Source organism: Rubidibacter lacunae KORDI 51-2, from assembly GCF_000473895.1.
Classification (GTDB): Bacteria; Cyanobacteriota; Cyanobacteriia; order Cyanobacteriales; family Rubidibacteraceae; genus Rubidibacter; species Rubidibacter lacunae.
This window is the reverse complement of record NZ_ASSJ01000030.1, coordinates 37,345-59,841: the sequence shown is the minus strand read 5'-3', so window position 1 is coordinate 59,841 and position 22,497 is coordinate 37,345. Positions and strand designations below refer to the sequence as shown.

Here is a 22,497-nt window from a genome sequence, read left to right as displayed (position 1 = left end):
ATCTGATAGTCTAGCAGAAATAGCTTTGGGGACGGGACGGATGAGCGCAAACGAGCAAGCGAACATTCAGATCGGGCGCGGAAAAGCAGCGCGTCGGGCCTATGGAATTGACGAGATCGCGCTCGTTCCGGGACGGCGGACGCTCGACCCGAGTCTGGCCGATACGCGCTGGCGGGTTGGCGCGATCGAGCGCGAGATCCCGATTATTGCCAGCGCGATGGATAGCGTTGTTGATGCAGACGTGGCAGCGCGGCTGACTGATTTGGGCGCGTTGGGCGTACTCAATCTTGAAGGTATTCAAACTCGTTACGAAGACCCAAGTGGGGTGTTGGAGCGCATAGCGTCTGTCGGCAAGACCAAGTTCGTTGCGCTGATGCAGGAACTGTATGCCGCGCCCGTCCGCCCGGAGCTGATCCGGCAGCGCATCGTGCAGATTAAAGAACGGTGCGGGATTGCAGCAGTGAGCGTTACGCCGGCTGGTGCATTGCGGTTTGGCGAGGCGATCGCCGCTGCAGGGGCAGATTTGGTCTTCGTGCAGGCAACGGTAGTTTCGACGGCACACTTGGCTCCGGACAGCCTGACACCTCTCGATCTAGCGGAGTTCTGCCAAGAGATGCCCATGCCCGTGGCATTAGGTAACTGCGTGACCTATGAAGTGACGATGGATTTGATGAAGGCAGGGGCCGCTGCCGTGATGGTCGGCATTGGACCGGGAGCAGCTTGTACGTCCCGCGGCGTACTTGGCGTTGGCGTACCGCAGGCGACGGCAGTGGCCGATTGCGCGGCTGCGCGGGACGACCATTTTCATACAACGGGCGTTTACATCCCCGTCATTGCCGATGGGGGTTTGGTAACGGGTGGTGATATATGCAAATGCATTGCTTGCGGTGCTGATGCGGTGATGATCGGATCGCCCTTTGCACGGGCGGCTGAAGCACCGGGGCGCGGATTTCATTGGGGTATGGCTACGCCGAGCCCGATCTTGCCGCGCGGGACGCGGATCCAGGTAGGCAGCACGGGCACGCTGGAAGAGATTCTGCGAGGTCCGGCGCGTTTGGACGACGGCACGCACAATTTACTCGGCTCGCTCAAAACCAGCATGGGTACGCTGGGCGCTAAAAACCTCAAGGATATGCAGCAAGTCGACGTGGCGATCGCGCCGTCGTTATTGACAGAGGGTAAGGTTTATCAGAAGGCACAGCAGCTCGGAATGGGTAAGTAGACTTGGGTTAAAAGCGGACGTTGCCCAATGTCGCCCGCACTAGATGACTATGTTCCGCTTTGCATTCCGACCGTACCGCCGTCGCTTTCGACAACCGCTAGCGACGAGCCAGGGTCGTTGGCTCCACCGCGAGGGCATTATCGTGCGCTTGAGCGATGGCGATCGCGTCGGGTGGGGCGACATTGCACCGCTGCCTCGGTTCGGTTCGGAAACGCTGGCGGAGGCGATCGCGTTTTGCCGCAGCGTTGGCGACAGGTTGGATGTGGCGGCAATCGCGTTGATTCCCCCAGCGCTGCCGTCCTGTCAGTTTGCATGCGACTCTGCGCTCGCGGAACTTACAGCAGCGTCGGGCACTCTGGATGTAGCCATGCCAAACTCGACCTACAGTTACCTGCTGCCGGCGGGCGCAGCAGCTCTAAGAGCCTGGCAGACCGGCTGGGGAATGGGCATGCGAACGTTTAAGTGGAAGGTGGGAGCAGGCGATATTTCAGATGAATTGGTGTTGTTCGAGCAACTCAGTAAAGAACTGCCAGCTGGAGTATGCCTGCGACTCGATGCCAACGGCGGGTTAGATGTGGCAGCAGCCCGAGCGTGGTTGGCGGCCGCGGATCGCGCTGGGAATGTAGAGTTTTTCGAGCAGCCACTACCGCCCAATTGCCTGGAGGAAATGCAACAACTAGACGAGCAGTTCTTAACGGCAATCGCGTTGGACGAGTCGGTTGCAACGCTGGGTCGGCTTCGAGCGTGCTGGGATGCAGGGTGGCGCGGGGAATTTGTCGTCAAGGCCGCGATCGCCGGGTCGCCGACTCAGGTGGAGCGATTCTGTCAAGAGAACGCGATCGCGCCCGTGTTTTCGTCTGTATTCGAAACCGAGGTCGGGCGACGGGCAGCGTTGCGGTTGGCGAGTGCGGTGTCCGGAACGCAGAGAGCAGTCGGGTTTGGAGTGCGGCATTGGTTCGCAGACGATCCCCCGGTTGCCGAGTGGTTCGATCGAGCGGCTAGTGGGTTGGGAAGCGGCAGGTGACGGTGTTGCCTTTGGCGAGCTTGCAAGCGCGATGGCGCGCGGGCGATCGCGCTTGGTTGATTGGCGGCAGTGCCGAGCGGCTGCTAGATGTGGCACAGCGGGAACGCGATCGCCTGCGAGCGTCGGAGCGCATTTTGCTCGTCGAGAGCGATCCGGTACAGTTGCTGGCCATTTTTATCGCGTCGGTCGAGCGCGGGTGCAATGTGTTTCTGGGGTCGCCCCAGTGGCGCGAGTCCGAGTGGCAACAAGCGATCGCGTTGGTTGTCCCCAACTGGATTTATCGCAAGGGCGATCGCGTCCCCAGCCCGTCTTTGGCGACAAATGTCCCAACGCCTTTGGCAACGTTCCCCGCAATCGGCATTCCTACGGGCGGTTCTTCGGGACAACTGCGGTTTGCACTGCACGATTGGCAGACCCTAACAGCAGCGGCGCAGGGTTTTCAAACGTACTTCGGTGGCGGGCCGGTCCGTGCATTCTGTACGCTACCCCTCTATCACGTCAGTGGTTTGATGCAGTTTGTGCGCGTGCTGAACGCTGGCGGGCAACTAGCGATCGCATCTTACAAATCGCTGCATTTTGATATGCACACAGGTGCATTGATTGCCGAACCGGAGCTAGTCAACATCGCGCGCGATCTCTTTTTCATCTCCCTGGTGCCAACGCAACTACAGCGGCTGATGGCGGCAGGTGGCTCGCGGTGGTTGGCCGGGTTCGGAACGGTCTTACTCGGAGGTGCTCCAGCCTGGAATGAGTTACTTGCAGCAGCGCGATCGGAATCAATTCGCCTCGCGCCAACCTATGGAATGACCGAAACGGCTTCTCAAGTTGCAACGCTCAAACCCGAGGACTTCCTGGCCGGTCGTACGAGCAGCGGATGCGTGCTGCCCCACGCGCGGGTGACGATTCGCGGAGCAGATGGGGAGTTGCTGCCGCCTCTGCAAGTAGGCACGATCGCGATCGCGGCAGAGTCGCTGTGTTGGGGATATCTGCCCGGCAACGCGATTGCTCGCGAGTTTTTGACCGACGACGTGGGGTATGTCGACGATGATGGCCAACTTGTGATTGTCGGTCGCCGCAGTCGCAAGATCGTTACGGGTGGCGAGAACGTTACCCCCGAAGAAATCGAAGCCGTTATTCGCTCGGTGCCGCAGATTCGCGATGTTTGCGTGGTTGGGATTCCCGATCGCGAGTGGGGGGAGGTCGTTGCAGCAGTGGTGGTGCTATCGGCGCCCGCAGCCGATACACTGCCGACCGATTGGGTCGCGCTGGTAAAAGCCGAGCTGCGCGATCGCCTCAGCTCGTTTAAGCAACCGAAGGTCTGGATTGCGTGTAACTCATTTCCGCGCAACGATCGCGGCAAGACCGACTGCGCGCGCGTTCGAGAATTCGCGATCGCGCAGTACCGACGTCAGTGCCGTTAGCTTGAAGTCGATCGTTTTGCAATTACAGGGCAACGAGCACGCCCGGTTCTTTCTGAATGGGCAAGACGTCGCAGCAGTTACTTTGGGCGCAGTAATCGATATCAGCTGCGTTACCCAAGCGCAGCAGGCGCTGACCGTGACTGGAGTGGCGGAATAACTCCGATAGGCGATCGCGCCAGCTGTCGTACAGGGCGATCGCGCCGAGCACCTCATCGTTGCCGACGGCACTAGCCTCAAGCGCGCGGGCGATTGCCCCCGCGCATACCGTGTCTTCTAGGGAATAGGTACCTTGCCAGCCGGACCCTACCAGCCACACGGTCTCCGGCTGGCGATCGCGGAGGTAATTGACTGCTGCCTGGTAGTTAATCTGAGCGGCGGTGAGGACGGCACGCGAGCGTTCGACACGCTTTAGGGCGCGAGTGCCATTGGTGGTACTGAGAAACAGGTGTTTGCCGCTGACGGCGTCCGGCGTGCAGTCGAGGGGCGAGTTGCCCATGTCGCAGCCTTCAACGGGTTTGCCACCGCGCTCGCCTAGTCGCAGGCGTTGCGATGGGGCGAGTTCGGCGCCGGCAGCCATCAAGCGGTCGATGTCACTGAAGGCGCGTACGTCGACGGCCCCGGCATGCAGAGCAGCCGCGATCGTCGTGGTTGCTCGCAGGACGTCAATGACAACTGCGCAATCGGGCAAGGTGTCGGCGGGAGTAAGTTCGGGAGTATGGAATACAAAAACTTTCACGGTTGGCGTCTGCCCGAGCGACTGCAGCTAAATATTCTAGGTTCTGACACGAGACTATTGTCCCGCGCTCTGGCAAGTTTATACGGTTGGGATAAGTTGCTGCTCGCGCGCTGACTGTCAAAGCAGCTCGAACATGGCGACCGAGGGATTGAGGAGCGCATCGGACGAGGTGGCAGTGCAAAACTCGAGCACGTTGTTCCAGTGGAGCGGGGGTGGTTCTGTAAGGACGAGTGCTGGTTCAGAAAGAGCAACTGGCAGCAGGCCCAACCCTTAAAACTAAAACCACTGCCACGCCCGTGGCATAACCGGCGATCGCCCTGCAAATTCCCGGCGCAACAACTCCCACACGCCGACGAACCAGCGCTTCGCCTCCGTCGTTGACGTACCTCGATAGCGACACAACAATCCGTCACCGCGCGCCCGCGTCACGCCCGCCTCGGCAAGCTCGCCCTGCGGCTGCCATAGCGATCGCGCCTCGGCAACAAGCTCCCGCACCACCGAATCCTGGACGGTTGCCCCGCCAAACCACGCCAGCGTCCCGACGACCGAGCGACCGGCTAGCGCGTTGAGGCGATCGATGTCCCGCCCTCCGCGCAGATATTGGCGGTCGATCCACAGCGGTTTGCCCTGCCGCCACACCTCCACGCGCGATCGCCATTCGCCGCTGAGGAACCGTTCCCCCCGAGCGCTACGCCCGAAGCGCGTCACGTCCCACCCGAGCCAGGTCGCACTGGGGGCGAGATCGACGCGCAGCTCCTGGCGGTAACGAGCGCCATCGAACGCGATCGCCTCTTGGGGCAACCAATCCAGCCATGCTTCGGCACCGAGGTGGATCGCGATCGCCTGAGTTGCCTGTCGGCCGTTGCTGCGATAAATCTTGGTCGCCGCTGGCGTCGTTACGAGCGCGCGCGCGTCCGGCTGCAAGTGCAGGGCTTGAGTGAGGCGATCGCCGCCGACAATCCCGCCAGCCGTATGCAGGATTAAGCTGTGGCAAATCTGCCGCCCCTCCGGGTAAAACGGGCGCTGTACCTTTAGCGGGGACTGGTGACGCGATCGCGCCACCTGCGTCGCACCGTCGCGCCAAACGTAGTTGAGGTCCAAGCTGCCGAACCAAGCGTCATCGTGCAGATTGGCATCGGAAGTAGCAGTCACGGCGATCGCCTGCGGGTTAATTGATATATCGGATATATCGGAAATTGCCATATCGGCATTGTACGAGTCAGGATAGCGAACCGCGAGTCCGCTCCGGAGTAATGCTGCAAACCGCGCGATCGCTCGCGAGCATCCCGTTCCGACAAACTGCTGCGACCCCTCGTATCGAACCGCAACTGCCGTCAGCCGAGCGGCGATCGCTTGACGCAATAACAGTTCTTTTGTACTACTCAGTCATTGGTAACCGGCACTGCCGAGGTGGAGCGAACGATGAGCCCGACATTCTCCGGGCTGATGCCCGAATTGCCCGTCGCCGACCTCAAGAACGCCATGGCATACTAAGCGTCCCAGACCTCGATGCCACCTACCGCCACCTGAGCGATCGCGGCGTGGAATTCTGCGAACCGCCGCGCGCCCAAGCTTGGGGCGGCACCCTCGCCCACCTCCGCGATCGCGCCGGCAACATCCTGACGCTGGTGGCGTAACACCAGCAACGGGCCGTGCTTAAAATCGGGGTACGGGTTGGAGACAAATCTTGTTTACCTATCTTTACGCAATCTTCGAAGCCCTCAAGCCGCTCTGGAGCCTGCTCGGCATGGCGTTTGCTTGGGGCTTCGCACTGTTGTTGGGCTGGTCTTTGTTGAGTGCCATCCGCGACGCGATCGCCCGCAGCCGCACGATGCACCGGATTCCCTGCACGAATTGCCTCTACTTCACCCATTCGAGCGTCCTCAAGTGCACCGTTAAACCCGCGATCGCCACCACCGAAGCCGCGATCGCTTGTTCCGACTATTCTCCGCAATCGGGAACCTACGGAGGCACTCGCTAGAACCTCGACGTGCCGGCCGACGCAATCAATCGCCCCCATCCAGCCACCATTCATCAGCCGCCATTCAATGGCTACCTAGATGCTCGTCCGCAAACTGCAAGACTGCGAAGAATTCATCGCCGGCGACGGCACCATCCTGCGCGAACTGCTGCACCCCGACAAGCAACCGATCGCCCTACGCTACAGCCTCGCCCACGCGATCGTGCCGCCTGGACAGGTCTCGGTCCCGCACGCACTCAAAACCTCCGAGGTCTACTACATCATTAGCGGCACGGGCGAGATGCACATCGACGACGAAGCGCAGCTCATCGGTCCCGGCGATGCTGTCTACATTCCACCCAATGCCAAGCAGTACGTCCGCAACACCGGTTCCGAACCGCTCCTATTCGTGTGCATGGTCGACCCGGCGTGGCGCGTGGAAGACGAACTCGTCTTCGATCCGGTGAGCGAGTGAAACGCAACCAGAACTGGAACCGGAGCCATCGCGCCACCACCGTCTCGCAACGCTCCACCCGAACGCCTGCGGTACGCTTGTCCGCACCGAGCATTCCATGTCTCGTTACATAATATTAAGTAGCGACGATTTGCGATTGGTTGCGATTCTGATCGGTGTTTAGTCATTAGAAGGTCTAGGAACGCGCAATGGTTTTCTTCGGATTTGGCAAAAAGCAAACGCTCCCCTCGCCCGAAAACGCGCTGCGCGGTCGCGCGGCTCAAATGCCGGTACCCGTGCGCCACTCCGTCAACGGCAATCCGCTGCAGTTGCCTTTCCCCGACGGCATCGAACTCGTCCAGTTCGGGATGGGATGCTTCTGGGGTGCCGAGCGCAAGTTCTGGCAGCAGCCGGGCGTCTTCAGTACGGCAGTCGGTTACTCCGGCGGTCACACCCCCAACCCGACCTATCAGGAAGTTTGCTCGGGGATGACCGGGCATACGGAAGCCGTCCTGGTTGCCTACGATCCGTCGAAAGTCAGCTTCGAGCAGTTGCTCAAAATCTTCTGGGAAGGGCACGATCCCACGCAAGGCATGCGTCAGGGCAATGACGTAGGCACGCAATATCGGTCGGCAATCTACACCTACACCGACGAGCAACGCCGCTTGGTGGAGCAGTCGCGCGATCGCTTCCAAGCTGCGCTGAAAGAAGCAGGCTACGGCGACATCACCACCGAAATTGCCGACGCCGCGGAGTTCTACTACGCCGAGGACTACCACCAGCAGTACCTGGCGAAGAATCCCAACGGCTACTGCGGGCTCGGCGGCACGAACGTCGCCTGCCCGGTCGGGTTGGTCTCCGAGAGCAAGTAAGCTCGGTAGTGCAGTGCATAGGGCGATCGCGCCCGTCTGGCAACGAGGCAGCGGCAACTCGGTAGCAGCAAAACGGTAACGGCGGAATCATGACAAAGCAGCTCGTGCTGATGGACCACGATGGTGCGGTGGATGACTTCCTCGCCCTGACGCTGTTGTTGCGGATGCCATCGGTCGAGTTGCTTGGCGTCGTCGTGACGCCGGCCGACTGTTACATCGGTGCCGCTCTGAGCGTGACACGCAAGCTTCTAGATTGGTTGGGGCGTTCGGACGTGCCGGTTGCCGAAAGTACGGTGCGCGGGATCAATCCGTTTCCACCTGCATATCGGCGCGACAGCGTCGTCATCGACAATCTCCCGGTTCTGAACGAGCGCGACGAGATCCGCACGCCGCTTGTCCCGGAATCGGGAGTGGACTTTATGGCCAACGCCCTGAGCGCCGCGCCGCGTCCGGTGACGTTGATGGTGACCGGACCGCTCTCGACCCTGGCAGAGGTATTAGAACGCGACCCGAGCCTCTTCGCGCACATCGATCGCGTGGTGTGGATGGGCGGCGCTCTCAACGTTCCAGGCAACGTAGAGCGGCTTTACGCCCCCGAGCACGACGGGTCGGCCGAGTGGAATGCGTTTTGGGATCCGCCAAGCGTCGCGCGGGTGTGGGCGACGGAAATCCCAATTATCCTTTGCTCCCTCGATCTCACCAATGAAGTGCCGCTGACCGCGGAGACGATCCGGCAGGTTGCCAAGCAGCGCAGCTACCCACTCTCGGATTTCGTGGGAACATGCTACGCCCTAGCATTGCCGCAAGACTACTACTGCTGGGACATTCTCGCTACGGCATATCTCGATCGCCCGGACTTGTACGAAACCACAACCGTTACGACCGAGATCGTCGCGACGGGCTCGAGCCAGGGACGCACGCGCGTCACCCCTAGCGGCGGCCGCCCGGTGCAGGTGATGGCAAAAGTGAACAAGCCCGGGTTCTACCAATACCTGCTCCAGCAGTGGGCCCTGTAGCGTCGCGGTAACCGCGCACCGGCTGCAGATGACCCTTCATTTTTTATTCAGCAGCATCCGCTTCAACGATGATTTTGAGCACCCAAGGCGAGAGTTCCTTGCTCAGTTGACCGGTGCGAATGTACTCGGCGTAGGTATCGGCTTCGATGTCGAGCAATCGTTTGCGAAGTTGCTCCTGTTCCAGCATGCGCAGTTGCGGATATTCGTTCTTGAACTTAACGATGCGATCGTTGATGCTGGCAACCTCACCGTCCACCAGATCTTTCTGGTAGCTGTAATATTCCGCGTCGATTTCGGGATTGTTATCGAGTTCTTTGAGGTAGGTTTGCACGCGCCGTAGCGCTTCACCCTGCGCCAACAGCTCTGAATACTCCTCGCTCAAGGCGCGATCGCCGCCAACGAGTCCCAATTTTTCCAGCACGGTCCGCGTCGTTAGACCTTCCACTAGCAACGTGAATAATACAGCTCCAAAGACGGCTTCGATGATGTCTTGGCGTTCGGCGAGGGCAACCGGCACGCTCAAAGCCAAGGCGATCGAGACGCCGCCACGCAAGCCGCCCCACCACAGAACGATCTGCTCTCGCCACCCAATTGCCTCCTCGCTCAGCAGATTGTGGAAGGTACTGAGACCGAACACGCCGACCGCGCGTGCCGCCAAAATCAACCCCACCACTGTGGCGATCCCGGGAACTGCGTCGCCCAACTCGACAATATCGATTTGGTCGCCGATGAGCAGGAAGACAATCGAGTTCACAAAGAAGGCAATGAATTCCCAGAACTTCGACACGATCAAGCGCGTGCGCGGGTTCATGCCGATGCGCGAGCCGAAGTTACCCAAGATCAAGCCCACCGTCACCACCCCGATGACACCCGAGCCGCCCAGTTTCTCGGCGATTAGGTAAGTGCCGTAAGCTGACACCAGCGTCAGGGACTGCTCGACCAACGGCAGGTCGAAACGCTGGGTCAAATAGGAAATACCAAATCCTAGCGCCGCACCAACGCCGACGCCGACGCCGACAAAGGTGACAAAGCGCGCGAGCGATGAGGTCAGCTCGAAGGTTTCCGTTCCCAGCGGGATCCCCACGAGCAAGACGAAGGCGACGACCGCTACGCCATCATTGAACAGACTCTCGCCCTCCATCAAAACCGTCAGTCGCTCGCCCGCCCCCAATTCGCGGAATAGCGCCACCACCGAAACCGGATCGGTTGCCGATAAGGCCGCGCCGACCAACAGCGCGATTTCAAGTGGCACTCCTGCCAGCGTGCTGAGACCCAGCGCCACCGTCGCGATCGATATCGCAACGCCCAAGGTGGCAAACAAGCCCACGGGCAAGAGATTTTCCTTGAGGTTGCGCCATTGGATGTTCCATGCAGCCTCGAATAACAATGGCGGCAGAAAGATCTCTAAAATCAGCTCTGGCGACAGGTTGACCAGACGGACGTCAACAAACGCCAATCCCAAACCGACGACAACCAACAGGAGCGTGTAAGGGACGCGCCGGAACCAACTCACGATTTGCGAGAGGGTCGCAACGCCCAACGAAATCGACAGTACGACCAAAAACTGTTCGAGGCTCTGCTGAATTCCCGGGCCCTCACCCAACATTTCTGCGCTCATCGTGCTTGCATTCTCCTCACCGAACTCCCGTGGGAGCGATTTTCACTCCAAATCATAGCGGCCGGCGGACAGCACGAGCTCGCGGTGGGAATGGCGTCACCCCAGTCGCTGTGCGATCGCCAACCCGCTATCCTTGGCTCGAGACAGAACAGTTGCGGTTGCGGTTGAAAGCGCGTTTGAGTATACGTGATTTCGGATCGAGACAGAATTAACCCAGCCTGCCATGTTGATGTGTCGATGTGAGGGGGCGTAGCAAGATGCTCGCAACATCAGAAACTGGCTTACAGCACCAGCGTCGCCCGGTTGTCGCCGACGTAAGCCGGGCAGGCGTCGGCACTGAAACGCTCGAAATAGCGGCGGGCGGCGGGCGGAAAGTCCGGGAATTCGAAGCGCGCGTCCCCTGCCGCAATGTCCGCCCAGAAATAGCGCAGGTGGCGGGCGATCGCGTCGGTTGCATCCGCATCGAGGTCGAGCGACACGCCGGCCAGCAGGCGCTGCATGAATGGGAAGGAGCGATCGCCCAGGCATTCGCGCGATCGCTCCTGGAGATCTTCCCACCCCGGTACGGCCGCAACGCGATGGGAATCCACTTCGAGAACCATACCGCGATCGTCGTGGCAGACATCGATGATGCGATACGGGTGCGGGTAGCTGACGAGGGAGCCGGTGACGATATCGCACAGCTCGCCTTCGAGGGCGATGTCTTGAACGTGCAGGTGGCCGGTACAGACCAGCTTGACACCGTTTTCTCTCAGGATCTGCTTGAGTTCGTCGGCATTTTCAAGCATGTAGCGCCGCGACAGCGGGTGCTGTCCTTGTCCTGGAACGTGCTCGATGACGTTGTGGTGGATCGCTACGATCGCCAAGCGATCCCTCAACGCGGGCAACAGCTGGCGCAGCCAGTTGAGTTGCTCGCGATCGAGGCGACCGTATTGCTTACCGTCGGCATCGAAGAGGTTGGAATTCAGCGCGACGAGCTGGACGCCGGGCAAAAGCTCGCAGGTGTAATAGAGAGCGTCGGGCGTACCTGCCCTGTCGTAGCCGCAACGACGGTAATAGTTAGGGAAATCCCGTGGCGCGATCGCTCGGTCGGACCCCGAGGCACTGGGGATGTCGTGGTTGCCGGGGATGACGTAAACCGTGTAAGGCAGTTGTTCGAGGCGTTGCTGCAACCAAGTGTGATTCTCCGGCTCGCCGTCTTGGGTCAAATCGCCGGGGACTAGCAGGAAATCGAGATCGACTGTGGAAAGGTGCTCTAGCACCTTGTCTAGGACGGGAATACTAACTTCAACAAGATGAAAGCGTTGGGTGCTCTCGGGAATAGTTTCAGGTAGGGCAACGTGCAGGTCGCTAGCGATCGCGAAACGGAAGTGCAGGCTCATGGAATCCGAGCGGAGCGCGCCGCATCGAGTATAACGACTCGCCGCGCTCGCAAGCAGCAGATGCCTCGCCAAGCGCGCGATCGCAACCATAACCGGAGGGAATGGACTCTACGACTGCATCCACCATCACTGCGGTGGCTTGACGTCGAAATAGGTTTCTAGTACCTCGCGCACCATCGGCGCGGCTACCGAACCGCCCCCGCCCCCGGAGTGTTCGGCAAAAGCAACGACAACGATTTCCGGTTTGTCGTAGGGCGCGTAGGCACCGAACCAAGCGTGAGTTTCTCCTGGGGGTGCTTCAGCAGTTCCGCTTTTACCTGCCGTAGGTGGCAGGTGCGGAACGGCGAGCGCCTGACCCGTCCCCGCTGTCACGACCTGCCGCAATCCTCGCTGTACCGTGGCGACGTTAGCCGAGTTGAGGTCGAGGGACTTGCGCCAGGCATCGGCTGGTCGCTCGTCTTTGAGGAAATGCGCCCGGACGAGATAGCCGCCGTTTGCCGGAATTGCAAACAGTACTGCAACCTGTAATGGCGTGGTAAGCGTGAAGCCCTGACCGATGGACATGTTGGCCGTGTCGCCAATTGTCCATCCCCAATCGTTAAAACGCTCGCGCTTCCATTCGTCATCAGCGATCAAGCCAGATGACTCCTCAGCAAGCTCGACCCCTGTTGACACCCCGAAACCCAGACGCCGCGACCAGTCGATCAGAGTAACACCCCCAACACCGACAGCGACTTGCCCGAAGAACGTGTTGCTGCTCCACTGCAGCGCACCCTCATAACCCAGCGGTCCGAAACCAGCACCATTCCACGCCGGCATCAGCATGCCGCCGAGATTGATAACGCCATAGGTGTTGAGGATCGTTCCCGGAGGGTACTTCCCCGACTCCATACCCGCGATCGCCGTGACGACCTTGAAAGTAGACCCTGGCGGATAACCGCGCACGGCACGATTGATGAAAGGATTGCCTTGTGATTGCAGGGCCTCCCAGGTTTCGTGGGTGATGCGCGTAGAGAAGATGTTCGGATCGAACGTCGGATGGCTGACCATCGCTAAGATGCCGCCCGAATGCGGGTCAATGGCGACGATCGCGCCTCGGCGATCGTCGAGAGCTGCTTCTGCCGCCCGCTGTACGTCGAGGTCGAGGGTCAAGGAAATGTTCAAACCGGCACGAGCTTGTTTTTCGCCAAGGATCCGGACAATACGCCCCGAGCCATCTACTTCCACCTGCTGGCCGCCCCACTCGCCGCGCAACTGCGACTCGAAACCGCGCTCCACGCCCATACGCCCAATCACGTCGCCCAGACGATAGCCACGTTCTCGCAACGCATCTAATTCCTCGGAGGTGATTTCACCCGTGTAGCCGACCACATGCGCGGCTAGGGTCCCATGGGGATATGACCGAATCGGTTCAGCATCGATCTCGACCCCGTCGAGATCGATGCTGTACTCTTCGATCGCAGTGATCTGGGCAGGTGTAAGGTTACGCGCAATTCGCACGAGGGTCGGCGAGTTAGGCTCGGCTTGCTCTACCTTCGTTTGGATTTCTTCAGTGGGAATTTCCAGAATTTCGGCAAGGAGTTGCACCGTCTCCGGCCAGCGCTCGCTCGTCTGCGCCAGCGGCCAGATAAATAGCGAGTGAGACAGGCGGCTGTCGGCAATAATGCGGCCCTTGCGATCCAGCAAGAGTCCGCGCACCGGCAGTTTAGGCAGGATGCGAATACGGTTGTTTTCGGCAAGTTGTCGGTTGCGATCGCCTTTTGCCAGCTGCAGATAAGCCAAACGCGAGCCGAGCCCGCCCAATAACAATCCGGTTACGGCGAAGAGCAGTAGCACAGGTCGCAACTGACGCCCGACCGTGCGCTGCGACTGTTTTTGTTTCCGGCGCGTGTTGGCTGGTTTGACAGGAGATGGTTGTTGAAGAGCAGTCATAGGCGATCGGTGGCGGAACGGTCCGCAGGGGTTCCAGATTAAGATTAGTGCAGTAAATAGTGCGGTTGGGCAATATAGTCCTGCTCGATGAAATAAATTAGTCCTGCTCGGTGAAATGAGGCACGCCGAGGAAAAAAATTTTATTGATTTATTATGTGGCTACAGGGCACCTCGAAAAATTGCCGGATTGTGGCGTGTTGGTGTCTGAAATACCCATGCTGCCGTGCCGCACCTCGGTCCTGAGCGAATTAATCGACGTGCCCGGTTAGGTAGTAATGATGACAGCGCAACCGTCGGTACGATATCGGTGCGGTGTTTCTAGCAGTGCGATTCTGACGTTCGGTGGCGACCGATCGGCCAGAGTCAGGGGTTCGCTTCCCCTGGAGGCGATCGCGTACCTGCCGCTAGGCGGTGTGACGCGCGCCCGACTCTCGACTATAGTAGTCGCGATGTTCTCTGCCGGACTCACGCGTCATGGTTTCTCCATCGCAGACCGTTTGGATTGCCCGCCATGGCAACCGCTACGATTTCGTCAACCCAGCCTGGTTTAAAACCGCCCCGCGACCCTACGACCCTCATCTTTCTGAAGACGGGATCGTCCAGGCACGACAGCTCGGCGATCGCCTCCGCAACGAGGGCATCGGTCGGATTTTTGCGTCGCCATTTTTACGTACGGTACAAACAGCCCATCTCGTTGCCGAAGCGTTGGACCTGCCGATCGCCTTGGAAGCAGGATTGAGCGAGTGGTTGAATCCCTGCTGGATGCACGAGGAGCCCGAGCGTTTGTCGCTGGCAGCTCTCAAGGAGCGCTTCCCGCGCGTGGATACCGGCTATACCTCGCGGGCGATCGCTAGTTACCCCGAAAGCGATACCGAGGTCGCAGTGCGCACCGGTGAGACCGCCCGGCTGCTCGCTGAGGAGTTCTGCGAAGACTTACTCCTCGTGGGCCACGGTGCGTCGGTCATCGGGACGGCTCGCGGTTTGGTGGGCGGCACGCCGGACATTAACGCTGCTCTATGTTGCCTGGTTAAGGTCGTACGCCAATCCCAGGGATGGGAGCTCGAGTTAGCGGGCGATACATCGCACCTGAGTGAAACGGAGTCGGTTGTCCGGTTCAATTAGAGATGGCGCTAGGCAGTATGCGCTGGATACGAGGCGCAGGCGGAACGCGTTTGCGGCGAACCCACGAGGAGCGGTCACATGACACGATTGATTGCGGGCGATATCGGCGGAACTAAGACGATTTTGCGGACGATCAAGGCAACAGCGGGGAGTAGCACCTATACGACGATCGCCGAAGCGACGTTTCCCTCGCAGCAATATCCGGACTTGGTGCCGATGGTGCGCGAATTCCAAGCGGACGCCGAGCAACCGCTACCGGAGACGGCCTGCTTTGCGATTGCCGGTCCGGTCGTCAATCAAACCTCGCAACTCACCAACATCGACTGGCGCCTACAAAGCGATCGCCTCGCACGGGAGTTAGGTATCGCGCGGGTGCGGTTGTTGAACGATTTCGCAGCAGTTAGCTACGGTATCCTGAACCTGGCCGACGAAGATCGAGTAACGTTACTAGATGCCCCGGTGCAGCGCGCCCCGATCGGGGTGTTGGGAGCGGGTACCGGGTTGGGCGAAGGATTCTTGGTTCCGGAAGCAAACGGCGGTTTTGAAGTATTTGCAACAGAAGGCGGTCACGCTGACTTCGCGCCGCGCAATGAACTAGAGTTCGCCTTGAGCGAGCACATCCGCAAAACCAACCACATCGAACGCGTTTCTGTCGAGCGGGTTGTCTCCGGGCAGGGCATCGTGTCGATCTACCGCTTTCTCCGCGACGTGCAGTTCGCCCCCGAATCGCCGCATGTTTGCGAAATCATTAAAGCTTGGGAACGTCAAGAACCGACAGAGGATCCGGCAGCCACAATCTCTCAGGCGGCTGCGGGCGAAGCCGATCGCCTTTGCGCTAAAACCATGGAGATGTTTGTGGAGGCTTATGCAGCAGAAGCCGGCAACCTCGCGCTGAAGTTTTTGCCTTACGGCGGACTTTATATTGCCGGGGGCATTGCCGCTAAGATTTTGCCGCTGCTGCAAAGCGATCGCTTCGAACGCGTATTCAAAAGCAAGGGTCGCGTCAGCCCGATCCTCAATGCCGTCCCAGTGCATGTCATCCTCAATCCGCAAGTTGGATTGCTCGGCTCGGTACAGTATGCCCTGAAGTAGGGTCTTGGCGCTGGCTCCGACTGCATCTGCTAGCAAGTTCGCAACCGACTCTACTCGCCCGAGAACGACCTATGATGAAGGGAGCAGGTGCTAAAGACACCTGCTCCCAATACCGTATCGAGATTCCAACCAGTCTCGAGGCGGGTGGAAGGCCCGTCACTCGATATCTGGGTCTAGACCTTCCGCGAGTAATACTCGACCACGAGTAGTTCGTTGATCGGTAACGCAACCCACTCGCGCTCGACCACGCCATTTACTTGTCCGACCAGCTTGTCTTTATCGAAGGTCAGGTGGCTGGGCAAGTTTGCCAAACCCGGATATTCCATGTTGCGGCGGACCAAATCCTTCGAGCGGTCTGTATCTCGAATTGCAATCACGTCGCCTGGCACGCATTGGTAGCTGGGGATGTTCATCTTACGACCGTTGACCGTCACGTGACCGTGGTTGACCAACTGGCGGGCGCCGGGAATCGTTCCGGCCATGCCCATCCGGAATACCGTATTGTCCAAGCGCATCTCTAATAGTTCCAGAAGCGACTGCCCCGTCGAACCCGTAGAACGACGTGCCCGCTTCACATAACCGATGAGCTGCTTCTCGGAAACGCCGTAGTTGAAGCGCAACTTCTGTTTTTCTTCTAAGCGGATAGCGTATTCCGAACGCTTCCGGCGAGCCTGTCCGTGTTGGCCGGGGGGATACTGACGGCGAGGCGTCTTGCGCGACAACCCCGGCAAGTCACCCAAACGACGCACGATGCGCAGGCGCGGACCTCGATATCTCGACATACGGCTTCTCTCTTTGCTTTCCCTCGAATACTTTAGGTCGGGCACCCAGACGATCCAGTATAACGCCTGAGCCTGCGGCAAGAGAAGAAACCGTAACGCGGTTATCAGGGCAAACGCTTACTCATTTCGACTTCACGACAGGATAGGGGTTTCAGCGATCTGGAAGCACCGGAACTCCGCTCTCCGTACTTAACAAATTTAGATTAAGCCGCGCATGTTGCGAAAATTGAGCCGAGATTCCGAGTATGTGTGTGCCCCGAGCGCAGTCACCAAACCGGATAGCCGGGGCAGCGCCCTAAAACTGTCGCAGGAAACGCAGGTCACTGGCGTAGAGGCGGCGGATATCGTCCATGCGGTGCAACACCATAGCAAAACGCTCGACGCCAAAACCAGCAGCAAAGCCGGTATAGCGCTCGGGGTCGTAACCGACGGCTTTTAGGACATTCGGATCGACCATACCGCAGCCGAGTACTTCTAGCCACTTGCCCTGCCAGCGGACGTCCACCTCAGCCGAGGGTTCGGTGAACGGGAAGTAGCTGGCACGGAATCGCACCTCCAGCTCCGTTCCGAACATCTGGCGCAAAAACTCTACGATCGTGCCGCGCAGGTCGGTGAAGCTCAGTCCCTCTTCGACCGACAGAATTTCGAGTTGGTGGAATACGGCAGAATGTGTGGCATCGACGGTGTCGCGACGGTAAACGCGGCCCGGCGCGGCAATGCGGATCGGGGGGGCGTGCCGTTCCATGTAGCGGATCTGTACGGAAGATGTGTGCGTGCGCAGCAACTTACCGCCTGGCAGATAAAACGTATCTTGCATGTCCCGTGCCGGGTGATCTGGGGGCGTGTTGAGCGCTTCGAAGTTGTAGTAGTCGGTTTCGATTTCCGAGCCTTCTGCCACGGTGTAACCGAGACCGATGAAGATTTCGATCATCCGGTCGATCGTGCTGTTGAGCGGGTGTTTGCGTCCGAGGGGCCGGCCGACACCGGGCAGCGTAACGTCGAGGGTCTCAGAAGCTAGCTGCGCGGCGATCGCGGCAGCCTCGAGGTTATTGCGAGCGCCTTCGAGGCTGGTTTGCAGGGCTTGCTTGACGTCGTTGGCGCGGGCGCCGACGCGCGGACGCTCGTCGGTGGAAAGCTTACCCATGCCGCGCAACACTTGCGAAAGCTGTCCTTTTTTGCCGAGGAACTGCACGCGCAGTTGCTCGAGTCGGTCGAGGTCGGCAGCGGTGGCGATCGCGGCGATCGCGGTTTGCTTGAGATCTGCGAGTTCGCGTTCGAGGTCGGAGGCGGACATGGGCGCGGGGCGTAGCATAAACTATTGACGCTTCCTAGTGTACCGACGCATCTACCCTGGACAATTGCCCTGCGAGATCGTCCGCGACGCGATCGAACCGCACGCTGCTCTTCTTGCCGACAGCTGGCATGTGTGCCGACTGCGTCTAGACCGTAACTCTCTCCGCGACTTCCACCATGGCACACCTCTTGATCGGGAACGACGACGGTATTTTCGCGCTTGGCGTCCGCGCCCTAGCCGACAGCTTGGCGGCGGCCGGGCACACCGTGACCGTGGTTTGCCCCGATCGCGAGCGCTCCGCCACCGGTCACGGGTTGACGCTACACCAGCCCATTCGCGCCCAGGCAATCGAAGGATTATTTAGCCCGGCAGTCCGCGCTTGGTCTTGTTCGGGAACGCCGTCGGACTGTATCAAGTTAGCACTGCATGCGTTACTGGACGATCGACCGGACTACGTCTTGTCGGGCATTAACCACGGTCCCAACCTCGGGACGGACGTACTGTACTCGGGAACAGTATCGGCAGCGATGGAAGGCGCGATTGAAGGGATTACCGGCATCGCGTTTAGCCTCGCGAGCTTTGGCAGCTTCGACTTTAGCGCGGCAGCAGCCTTCGCGCAGTCGCTGGTCGCGCCGGGCGGGCTGCCCGAGTTTCCCGAGCCGACACTGCTCAACATCAATATTCCGGCCTTGCCAGCCGCACAAATTGCTGGCGTGACGATCGCGCGGCAGGGACTGCGACGCTACATCGAGCAATTCGAGCAGCGCGTCGATCCGCGTGGCAAGCATTATTACTGGCTGGCGGGCGAGGCCATCGAGGACATCGAACAGCCCGACCACCTCCACCTGCCGGATGAGGTGCCCACCGATGTCTGCGCGATTCGGGATCGCTATATCACCGTGGTCCCGCTGCAATTCGACCTAACCGCTGCTAGCAGCCTCATATACCTGCGCGCGCTGGGGGGATTATCCGGCCCCACCGCAGCGGCGGAATCCCCGATTTGAATCGCCAATACAACAGGTTTCTTCAGTAAGGGACAGCGAGCTGTTACAGTGAGGGTTATCAATTTGCCCGCTAGCGAGACGCTCGTAGCGTCCTGACAGCCGCACTTCGCCGAATTTATGTCTTCATCGCAATATCCCCAGGAAAACGAGCACCCCGAAACCGAAAGCGTCATGCTAACGGATGAAGACGGGCGTCTTTTGGAATGCTTCGTCGAGCAGAGGTTTGCGCTCAATGGTGCTAGCTATTTGTTGTTGCGGCCTGTAGATGCTCCGATCGCGATTGTGGCCTGGGATGAAGCGATCGATCCCGAAGAAGCGATTTTGCTGGAAGACGATCGCGACCTAGATCGCGTCTTTCCAGACGCACGTGCAGTTCTGGCCGAGCAGAATTTAATGCTTAAGCGCACGGCCTTCACCCCCACCGTTGAGGGCGAGTTGCCCGAAGTACAAGAGAGCCAAATCCTAACGCTCGAGTTAGAAGAAGAGGCTGGTACGGCAATCGACCCGGAAGAATATCAGTTTCTGGCTAGTTTTTATTTCAACAAAGATGAGTATGGCGTGTATACGCCGCTGGCTCCGTTGCTGTTTTTTGCCAAAGAAACGAGTTTCGGAAAACTAGAAGTGCTGTCTCCAGAGGAGTTCCGCGAGGTCCAGCCCGTGCTTGAAGAGTGGATGTTCGAGGATCTCGACTAAGTGACCGAGCAACAACAGGCTGCCATCGCGGGCGATCGCAAATGGGGCTACGTTGTGGCGATCGCCCGCGGACTGATGCTGATGCTGGCAGTTGCTGCAACCGGAGCGGTGCTGGGTTGGCGCTGGTGGTTGGCGGCCGTAAGACCGATTGCGACGGACGCGCCGGAGGTAGTGTACGCGGAAATCCCCTCGGGAACGGCCGCGCAGGCGATTGGGGAGCAGCTAGCAACGCGGGGTCTGATTCGTTCGCCGCTGGCCTGGCGGTTGTGGACGCTGCGCGCGACGCGGTGGGACAAGCGGTCGGGTGGGTTTCAGGCAGGAACCTATGCCCTAACGCGGGAGCAGTCCCTAGATACAATTGCCGATCGCATCTGGCGCGGGGACGTGGCGGCGGTGAGGTTTGCCGTGCCGGAGGGGAGATCGCGGCGGCAGATGGCCGCGGAGTTGGCTGCGTTGGGCTTCTTCAATGCCGAAGAGTTCCTCGCGGCGACCGAGCGGATTCCCTACGACCAGTTCCCTTGGCTGCCGCCGGAATTGCCGCATTTAGAAGGCTTCTTGTTTCCCGATACCTACACCCTGGCGCGGGATCTAGTGACGCCAGAGGCAGCGATCGCGCTGATGTTGATGCGGTTTGAGGACGTTGCGCTGCCGCTGTACGAACGATCGGATACGGATGCTAGCTTGCTGGGGTGGGTGACGCTGGCGAGCATCGTTGAAAAAGAAGCCGTCGTGGCGGAGGAGCGTACCCTCATTGCTGGGGTATTTGCCAACCGTCTGGCACGAGGCATGCGCCTGGAAGCCGACCCTACAGTGGAGTACGGATTGCAAATTCGGCAAACTGTCGATCGCCCGCTGACGCTAGCGCAGGTCCGCACGCCGACGCCCTACAACACTTATCTAATGCCGGGGCTGCCACCGACACCGATCGCCGCACCCGGCGTGGCAAGTTTGGCAGCAACCCTGTCGCCGGCCGAGACGGAGTATTTGTTCTTCGTCGCGCGGTACGACGGGACGCACGTTTTCAGCCGCACGCTGCAGGAACACCTCGCCGCCCAACGGCGCATCCAACAACCGCAATCTCGCGGGCAAAGGCAATCGCGCGCACAAGTCGCAAGCGTGATTGGCAGAATGTTGCGTGGGGGAATGAAATGACTCTGCGAGCGATCCAGACATCACGAAACCCCTGCAAACACTGCTAGGTTGCAACCGCTCGCAGTTACTATCTAGCGGGCCGGGTGCCCCTCCGCGCTCGCTTAGCCGTCACTGCTCATGTTGACCGCCCCCGAGACCATTCGCGCGATCGACCTGTGGGTGCCGCTGGCACTACTCGGTACGATCGTCCTTGCCGCAGTGTTCTTTAGCACGCGCGATCGCTGAGGCATTCGCTGCGATGTCGACTAGCTCTGCGCGACGATCTCTTGCAAAGCCGGCTCGAGCTGGGGATAGCGATATTCGAAACCGCTGGCTTCGATGTTTCTCGGCAACACTTCCTGGCCTTCCAAGACAACCTTAGCCGCATCGCCCAGCAACATTTCCAACGCGAATCCCGGTACCGGCAACCACGACGGACGCTTAAGCACGGTCCCAAGCGTATCGCAGAGTTCGCTCATGCGGACGGGGTTGGGAGCCGTTCCGTTGAAGACTCCGCTCAGGTCCGGACGCGCGATCGCCTCGATCAAGAACCGCACCAAGTCATCGCGGTGAATCCACGAAAACCACTGATGTCCTGACCCCAGCGGCCCGCCGGCAAACAGGCGAAATGGGGTCAGTAGCTTAGCGATCGCGCCGCCATTGCCAAGTACGATGCCGAAGCGCACGATCGCCAAACGCACGCACGCCGCCTCAACTTTGCGGGCAGCCGCTTCCCAGTCTTGGCAAACCGATGCGAGGAAGTCGTTGCCGGGCGCGCTGGCTTCCTCGAATGTTGCCGTTTCGCTCGTGCCGTAGTAACCGATCGCCGAGGCATTGATTAGAACGCTCGGCTTGAGTTCGGCGTTGGCAATCCCTTCCACGATGCGCTCGGTGGTATGCACCCGACTGTCGTAAATCAGTTGCTTGCGCTCCGGAGTCCAACGCTCGGCGGCAATTGCGGTGCCGGCCAGATTCACGACAGCATTGCAGCCGGACAGCGACTGCTGCCAGTTCCCACTATCCGTCGGAACGTACTCGACAACTTGGACGTTGGGAAAGGCACGTTCGGGGAAAACGCGCCAAGCGTGTTTGGCATCGCGCGTTAGCACGACAATCGCGTCCCCCTGCTCGTGCAACATCTGCACCAAACGCGACCCGATAAAACCCGTTGCACCTGCGATCGCGACTTTCATAATGCTCCCTGACGATGCTCAGAACGATGTTCAGACCCAAAACAACCCCATACGAATCCTGTCGACCTACCTAGCCGAGAAGCTTAGCGATCGCCGTAAGCCATGCCATTGGCTTCTGCGTAGCGCTGCATGAAGCGCATGAACCGGTCCCAATGGTCGTCGCGCTCGATCGCGAACTTGCACTCCACGCGACGCAACTCATCACCTTCATCGCCGGCAAAAAAGAACCGCACTGAGTCCGGTTCGACAGCGATCTCGCCTTCAGAATCGATTAGACTCAGGCTCTGCGAGAATTCCTTCGTAAAGCTATTAAAGCGTTCGAGCGCGTTTAGGCGTTCGAAGGTCATCAATACGTTGCGCAATCCCGTTCGCTTCTCGCGTCTCAAGCTGACATTGCTTAGTTCTTCTGGAATTCCGCGAAAAAACTCAATGGTTGGAGCGATTTCAGGCGTTGAAGCTGTCATTTATGCGGCAATTCACTACTGGTTTTTGATGCTTTTCAGATAAGGCAAGACCGCGTCCGAACGAGCTCCAAGTACGGTCATCCAA

24 protein-coding genes are annotated in these 22,497 nt (G+C 59.5%); 13 read left to right on the top strand and 11 right to left on the bottom strand.

The features are described from left to right. Positions 1-40 precede the first annotated feature (40 nt). Genes KR51_RS05085 through KR51_RS05075 form a run of 3 tightly spaced genes read left to right on the top strand, consistent with a single transcriptional unit; the run spans position 41 to position 3,667 of the window. On the top strand, positions 41-1,222 hold the full coding sequence (locus KR51_RS05085) for a GuaB3 family IMP dehydrogenase-related protein (protein WP_022605539.1): 1,182 nt from the start codon (positions 41-43) through the stop codon (positions 1,220-1,222). A 49-nt stretch (positions 1,223-1,271) separates the two neighbouring features. After that, complete coding sequence (locus KR51_RS05080) at positions 1,272-2,246, top strand: o-succinylbenzoate synthase (RefSeq protein WP_022605537.1); 975 nt, start codon at positions 1,272-1,274, stop codon at positions 2,244-2,246. After that, entirely contained in the window at positions 2,243-3,667 is a 1,425-nt protein-coding gene (locus tag KR51_RS05075; RefSeq protein WP_022605535.1) for an AMP-binding protein, read from the top strand. The genes KR51_RS05080 and KR51_RS05075 overlap by 4 nt, the downstream gene beginning before the upstream one ends. Before the next feature lie 22 nt (positions 3,668-3,689). On the opposite strand, the gene KR51_RS05070 is transcribed toward KR51_RS05075, so the two are convergent. Together KR51_RS05070 and KR51_RS05065 are read right to left on the bottom strand one after the other, a co-directional pair. Next, entirely contained in the window at positions 3,690-4,403 is a 714-nt protein-coding gene (locus tag KR51_RS05070; RefSeq protein ID WP_022605533.1) for a 2-phosphosulfolactate phosphatase family protein, read from the bottom strand. A 276-nt stretch (positions 4,404-4,679) separates the two neighbouring features. Continuing rightward, positions 4,680-5,606 carry an urease accessory protein UreD gene (locus KR51_RS05065; protein ID WP_022605531.1) on the bottom strand — a complete coding sequence of 309 codons (927 nt, stop codon included), beginning with the start codon at positions 5,604-5,606 and terminating at the stop codon, positions 4,680-4,682. Positions 5,607-5,656: 50 nt separating this feature from the next. Here KR51_RS05065 and KR51_RS05060 point away from each other — a divergent pair, with 50 nt between their 5' ends. The 5 genes from KR51_RS05060 (at position 5,657) to KR51_RS05040 (ending at position 8,705) form a co-directional block, all read left to right on the top strand. Next, positions 5,657-6,040, top strand: coding sequence for a VOC family protein (locus KR51_RS05060; protein WP_022605529.1), 384 nt, complete (start codon positions 5,657-5,659; stop codon positions 6,038-6,040). Between the two features lie 50 nt (positions 6,041-6,090). After that, positions 6,091-6,384 carry a hypothetical protein gene (locus KR51_RS05055; protein ID WP_022605527.1) on the top strand — a complete coding sequence of 98 codons (294 nt, stop codon included), beginning with the start codon at positions 6,091-6,093 and terminating at the stop codon, positions 6,382-6,384. A 79-nt stretch (positions 6,385-6,463) separates the two neighbouring features. Then, positions 6,464-6,838 (top strand): cupin domain-containing protein, encoded by a 375-nt coding sequence (locus KR51_RS05050; RefSeq protein ID WP_022605525.1) that lies wholly within the window; start codon positions 6,464-6,466, stop codon positions 6,836-6,838. A gap of 188 nt (positions 6,839-7,026) precedes the next feature. Beyond that, positions 7,027-7,689 carry a peptide-methionine (S)-S-oxide reductase MsrA gene (msrA, locus tag KR51_RS05045; protein ID WP_022605523.1) on the top strand — a complete coding sequence of 221 codons (663 nt, stop codon included), beginning with the start codon at positions 7,027-7,029 and terminating at the stop codon, positions 7,687-7,689. A gap of 89 nt (positions 7,690-7,778) precedes the next feature. Continuing rightward, a complete protein-coding gene (locus tag KR51_RS05040) occupies positions 7,779-8,705 on the top strand; it encodes a nucleoside hydrolase (RefSeq protein WP_022605521.1) in 927 nt (308 codons plus the stop codon). Between the two features lie 43 nt (positions 8,706-8,748). On the opposite strand, the gene KR51_RS05035 is transcribed toward KR51_RS05040, so the two are convergent. The 5 genes from KR51_RS05035 to KR51_RS19265 form a co-directional block, all read right to left on the bottom strand. Beyond that, on the bottom strand, positions 8,749-10,323 hold the full coding sequence (locus KR51_RS05035; protein WP_022605520.1) for a cation:proton antiporter: 1,575 nt from the start codon (positions 10,321-10,323) through the stop codon (positions 8,749-8,751). A gap of 281 nt (positions 10,324-10,604) precedes the next feature. After that, positions 10,605-11,705: a metallophosphoesterase family protein gene (locus KR51_RS05030; RefSeq protein WP_022605518.1), complete on the bottom strand. Its 1,101-nt coding sequence runs from the start codon at positions 11,703-11,705 to the stop codon at positions 10,605-10,607. Further along, positions 11,674-11,832, bottom strand: coding sequence for a hypothetical protein (locus KR51_RS19270; RefSeq protein ID WP_022605516.1), 159 nt, complete (start codon positions 11,830-11,832; stop codon positions 11,674-11,676). The genes KR51_RS05030 and KR51_RS19270 overlap by 32 nt, the downstream gene beginning before the upstream one ends. Beyond that, positions 11,832-13,637, bottom strand: a complete 1,806-nt coding sequence (gene mrdA, locus KR51_RS05025; RefSeq protein ID WP_022605514.1) for a penicillin-binding protein 2 — start codon at positions 13,635-13,637, stop codon at positions 11,832-11,834. The genes KR51_RS19270 and mrdA overlap by 1 nt, the downstream gene beginning before the upstream one ends. A 265-nt stretch (positions 13,638-13,902) precedes the next feature. After that, entirely contained in the window at positions 13,903-14,106 is a 204-nt protein-coding gene (locus tag KR51_RS19265; protein ID WP_156914980.1) for a hypothetical protein, read from the bottom strand. 5 nt (positions 14,107-14,111) lie between these two features. Here KR51_RS19265 and KR51_RS05020 point away from each other — a divergent pair, with 5 nt between their 5' ends. Both KR51_RS05020 and KR51_RS05015 read left to right on the top strand, forming a co-directional pair. Next, on the top strand, positions 14,112-14,759 hold the full coding sequence (locus tag KR51_RS05020) for a histidine phosphatase family protein (protein ID WP_022605513.1): 648 nt from the start codon (positions 14,112-14,114) through the stop codon (positions 14,757-14,759). Between the two features lie 78 nt (positions 14,760-14,837). Further along, on the top strand, positions 14,838-15,851 hold the full coding sequence (locus KR51_RS05015) for a glucokinase (protein ID WP_022605511.1): 1,014 nt from the start codon (positions 14,838-14,840) through the stop codon (positions 15,849-15,851). 173 nt (positions 15,852-16,024) lie between these two features. Here KR51_RS05015 and rpsD read toward each other — a convergent pair whose 3' ends face one another. Together rpsD and pheS are read right to left on the bottom strand one after the other, a co-directional pair. Then, on the bottom strand, positions 16,025-16,633 hold the full coding sequence (gene rpsD / locus KR51_RS05010; protein ID WP_022605509.1) for a 30S ribosomal protein S4: 609 nt from the start codon (positions 16,631-16,633) through the stop codon (positions 16,025-16,027). A 295-nt stretch (positions 16,634-16,928) separates the two neighbouring features. Next, on the bottom strand, positions 16,929-17,927 hold the full coding sequence (gene pheS, locus KR51_RS05005; protein ID WP_022605508.1) for a phenylalanine--tRNA ligase subunit alpha: 999 nt from the start codon (positions 17,925-17,927) through the stop codon (positions 16,929-16,931). Positions 17,928-18,103: 176 nt separating this feature from the next. Between pheS and surE the strand changes: the two genes are divergently transcribed. From surE to mltG, 3 genes are all read left to right on the top strand, one after another. Beyond that, positions 18,104-18,931, top strand: a complete 828-nt coding sequence (gene surE, locus KR51_RS05000) for a 5'/3'-nucleotidase SurE (protein ID WP_022605506.1) — start codon at positions 18,104-18,106, stop codon at positions 18,929-18,931. A 117-nt stretch (positions 18,932-19,048) separates the two neighbouring features. Further along, positions 19,049-19,624, top strand: a complete 576-nt coding sequence (locus KR51_RS04995; RefSeq protein WP_022605504.1) for a DUF3727 domain-containing protein — start codon at positions 19,049-19,051, stop codon at positions 19,622-19,624. Then, positions 19,625-20,776, top strand: coding sequence for an endolytic transglycosylase MltG (gene mltG, locus KR51_RS04990; protein ID WP_022605503.1), 1,152 nt, complete (start codon positions 19,625-19,627; stop codon positions 20,774-20,776). A gap of 245 nt (positions 20,777-21,021) precedes the next feature. Here mltG and thyD read toward each other — a convergent pair whose 3' ends face one another. Both thyD and psb28 read right to left on the bottom strand, forming a co-directional pair. Continuing rightward, complete coding sequence (gene thyD, locus KR51_RS04985) at positions 21,022-21,948, bottom strand: thylakoid membrane protein ThyD (RefSeq protein WP_022605498.1); 927 nt, start codon at positions 21,946-21,948, stop codon at positions 21,022-21,024. 83 nt (positions 21,949-22,031) lie between these two features. Then, positions 22,032-22,412: a photosystem II reaction center protein Psb28 gene (gene psb28 / locus KR51_RS04980; protein WP_022605496.1), complete on the bottom strand. Its 381-nt coding sequence runs from the start codon at positions 22,410-22,412 to the stop codon at positions 22,032-22,034. Positions 22,413-22,497: the final 85 nt, after the last annotated feature.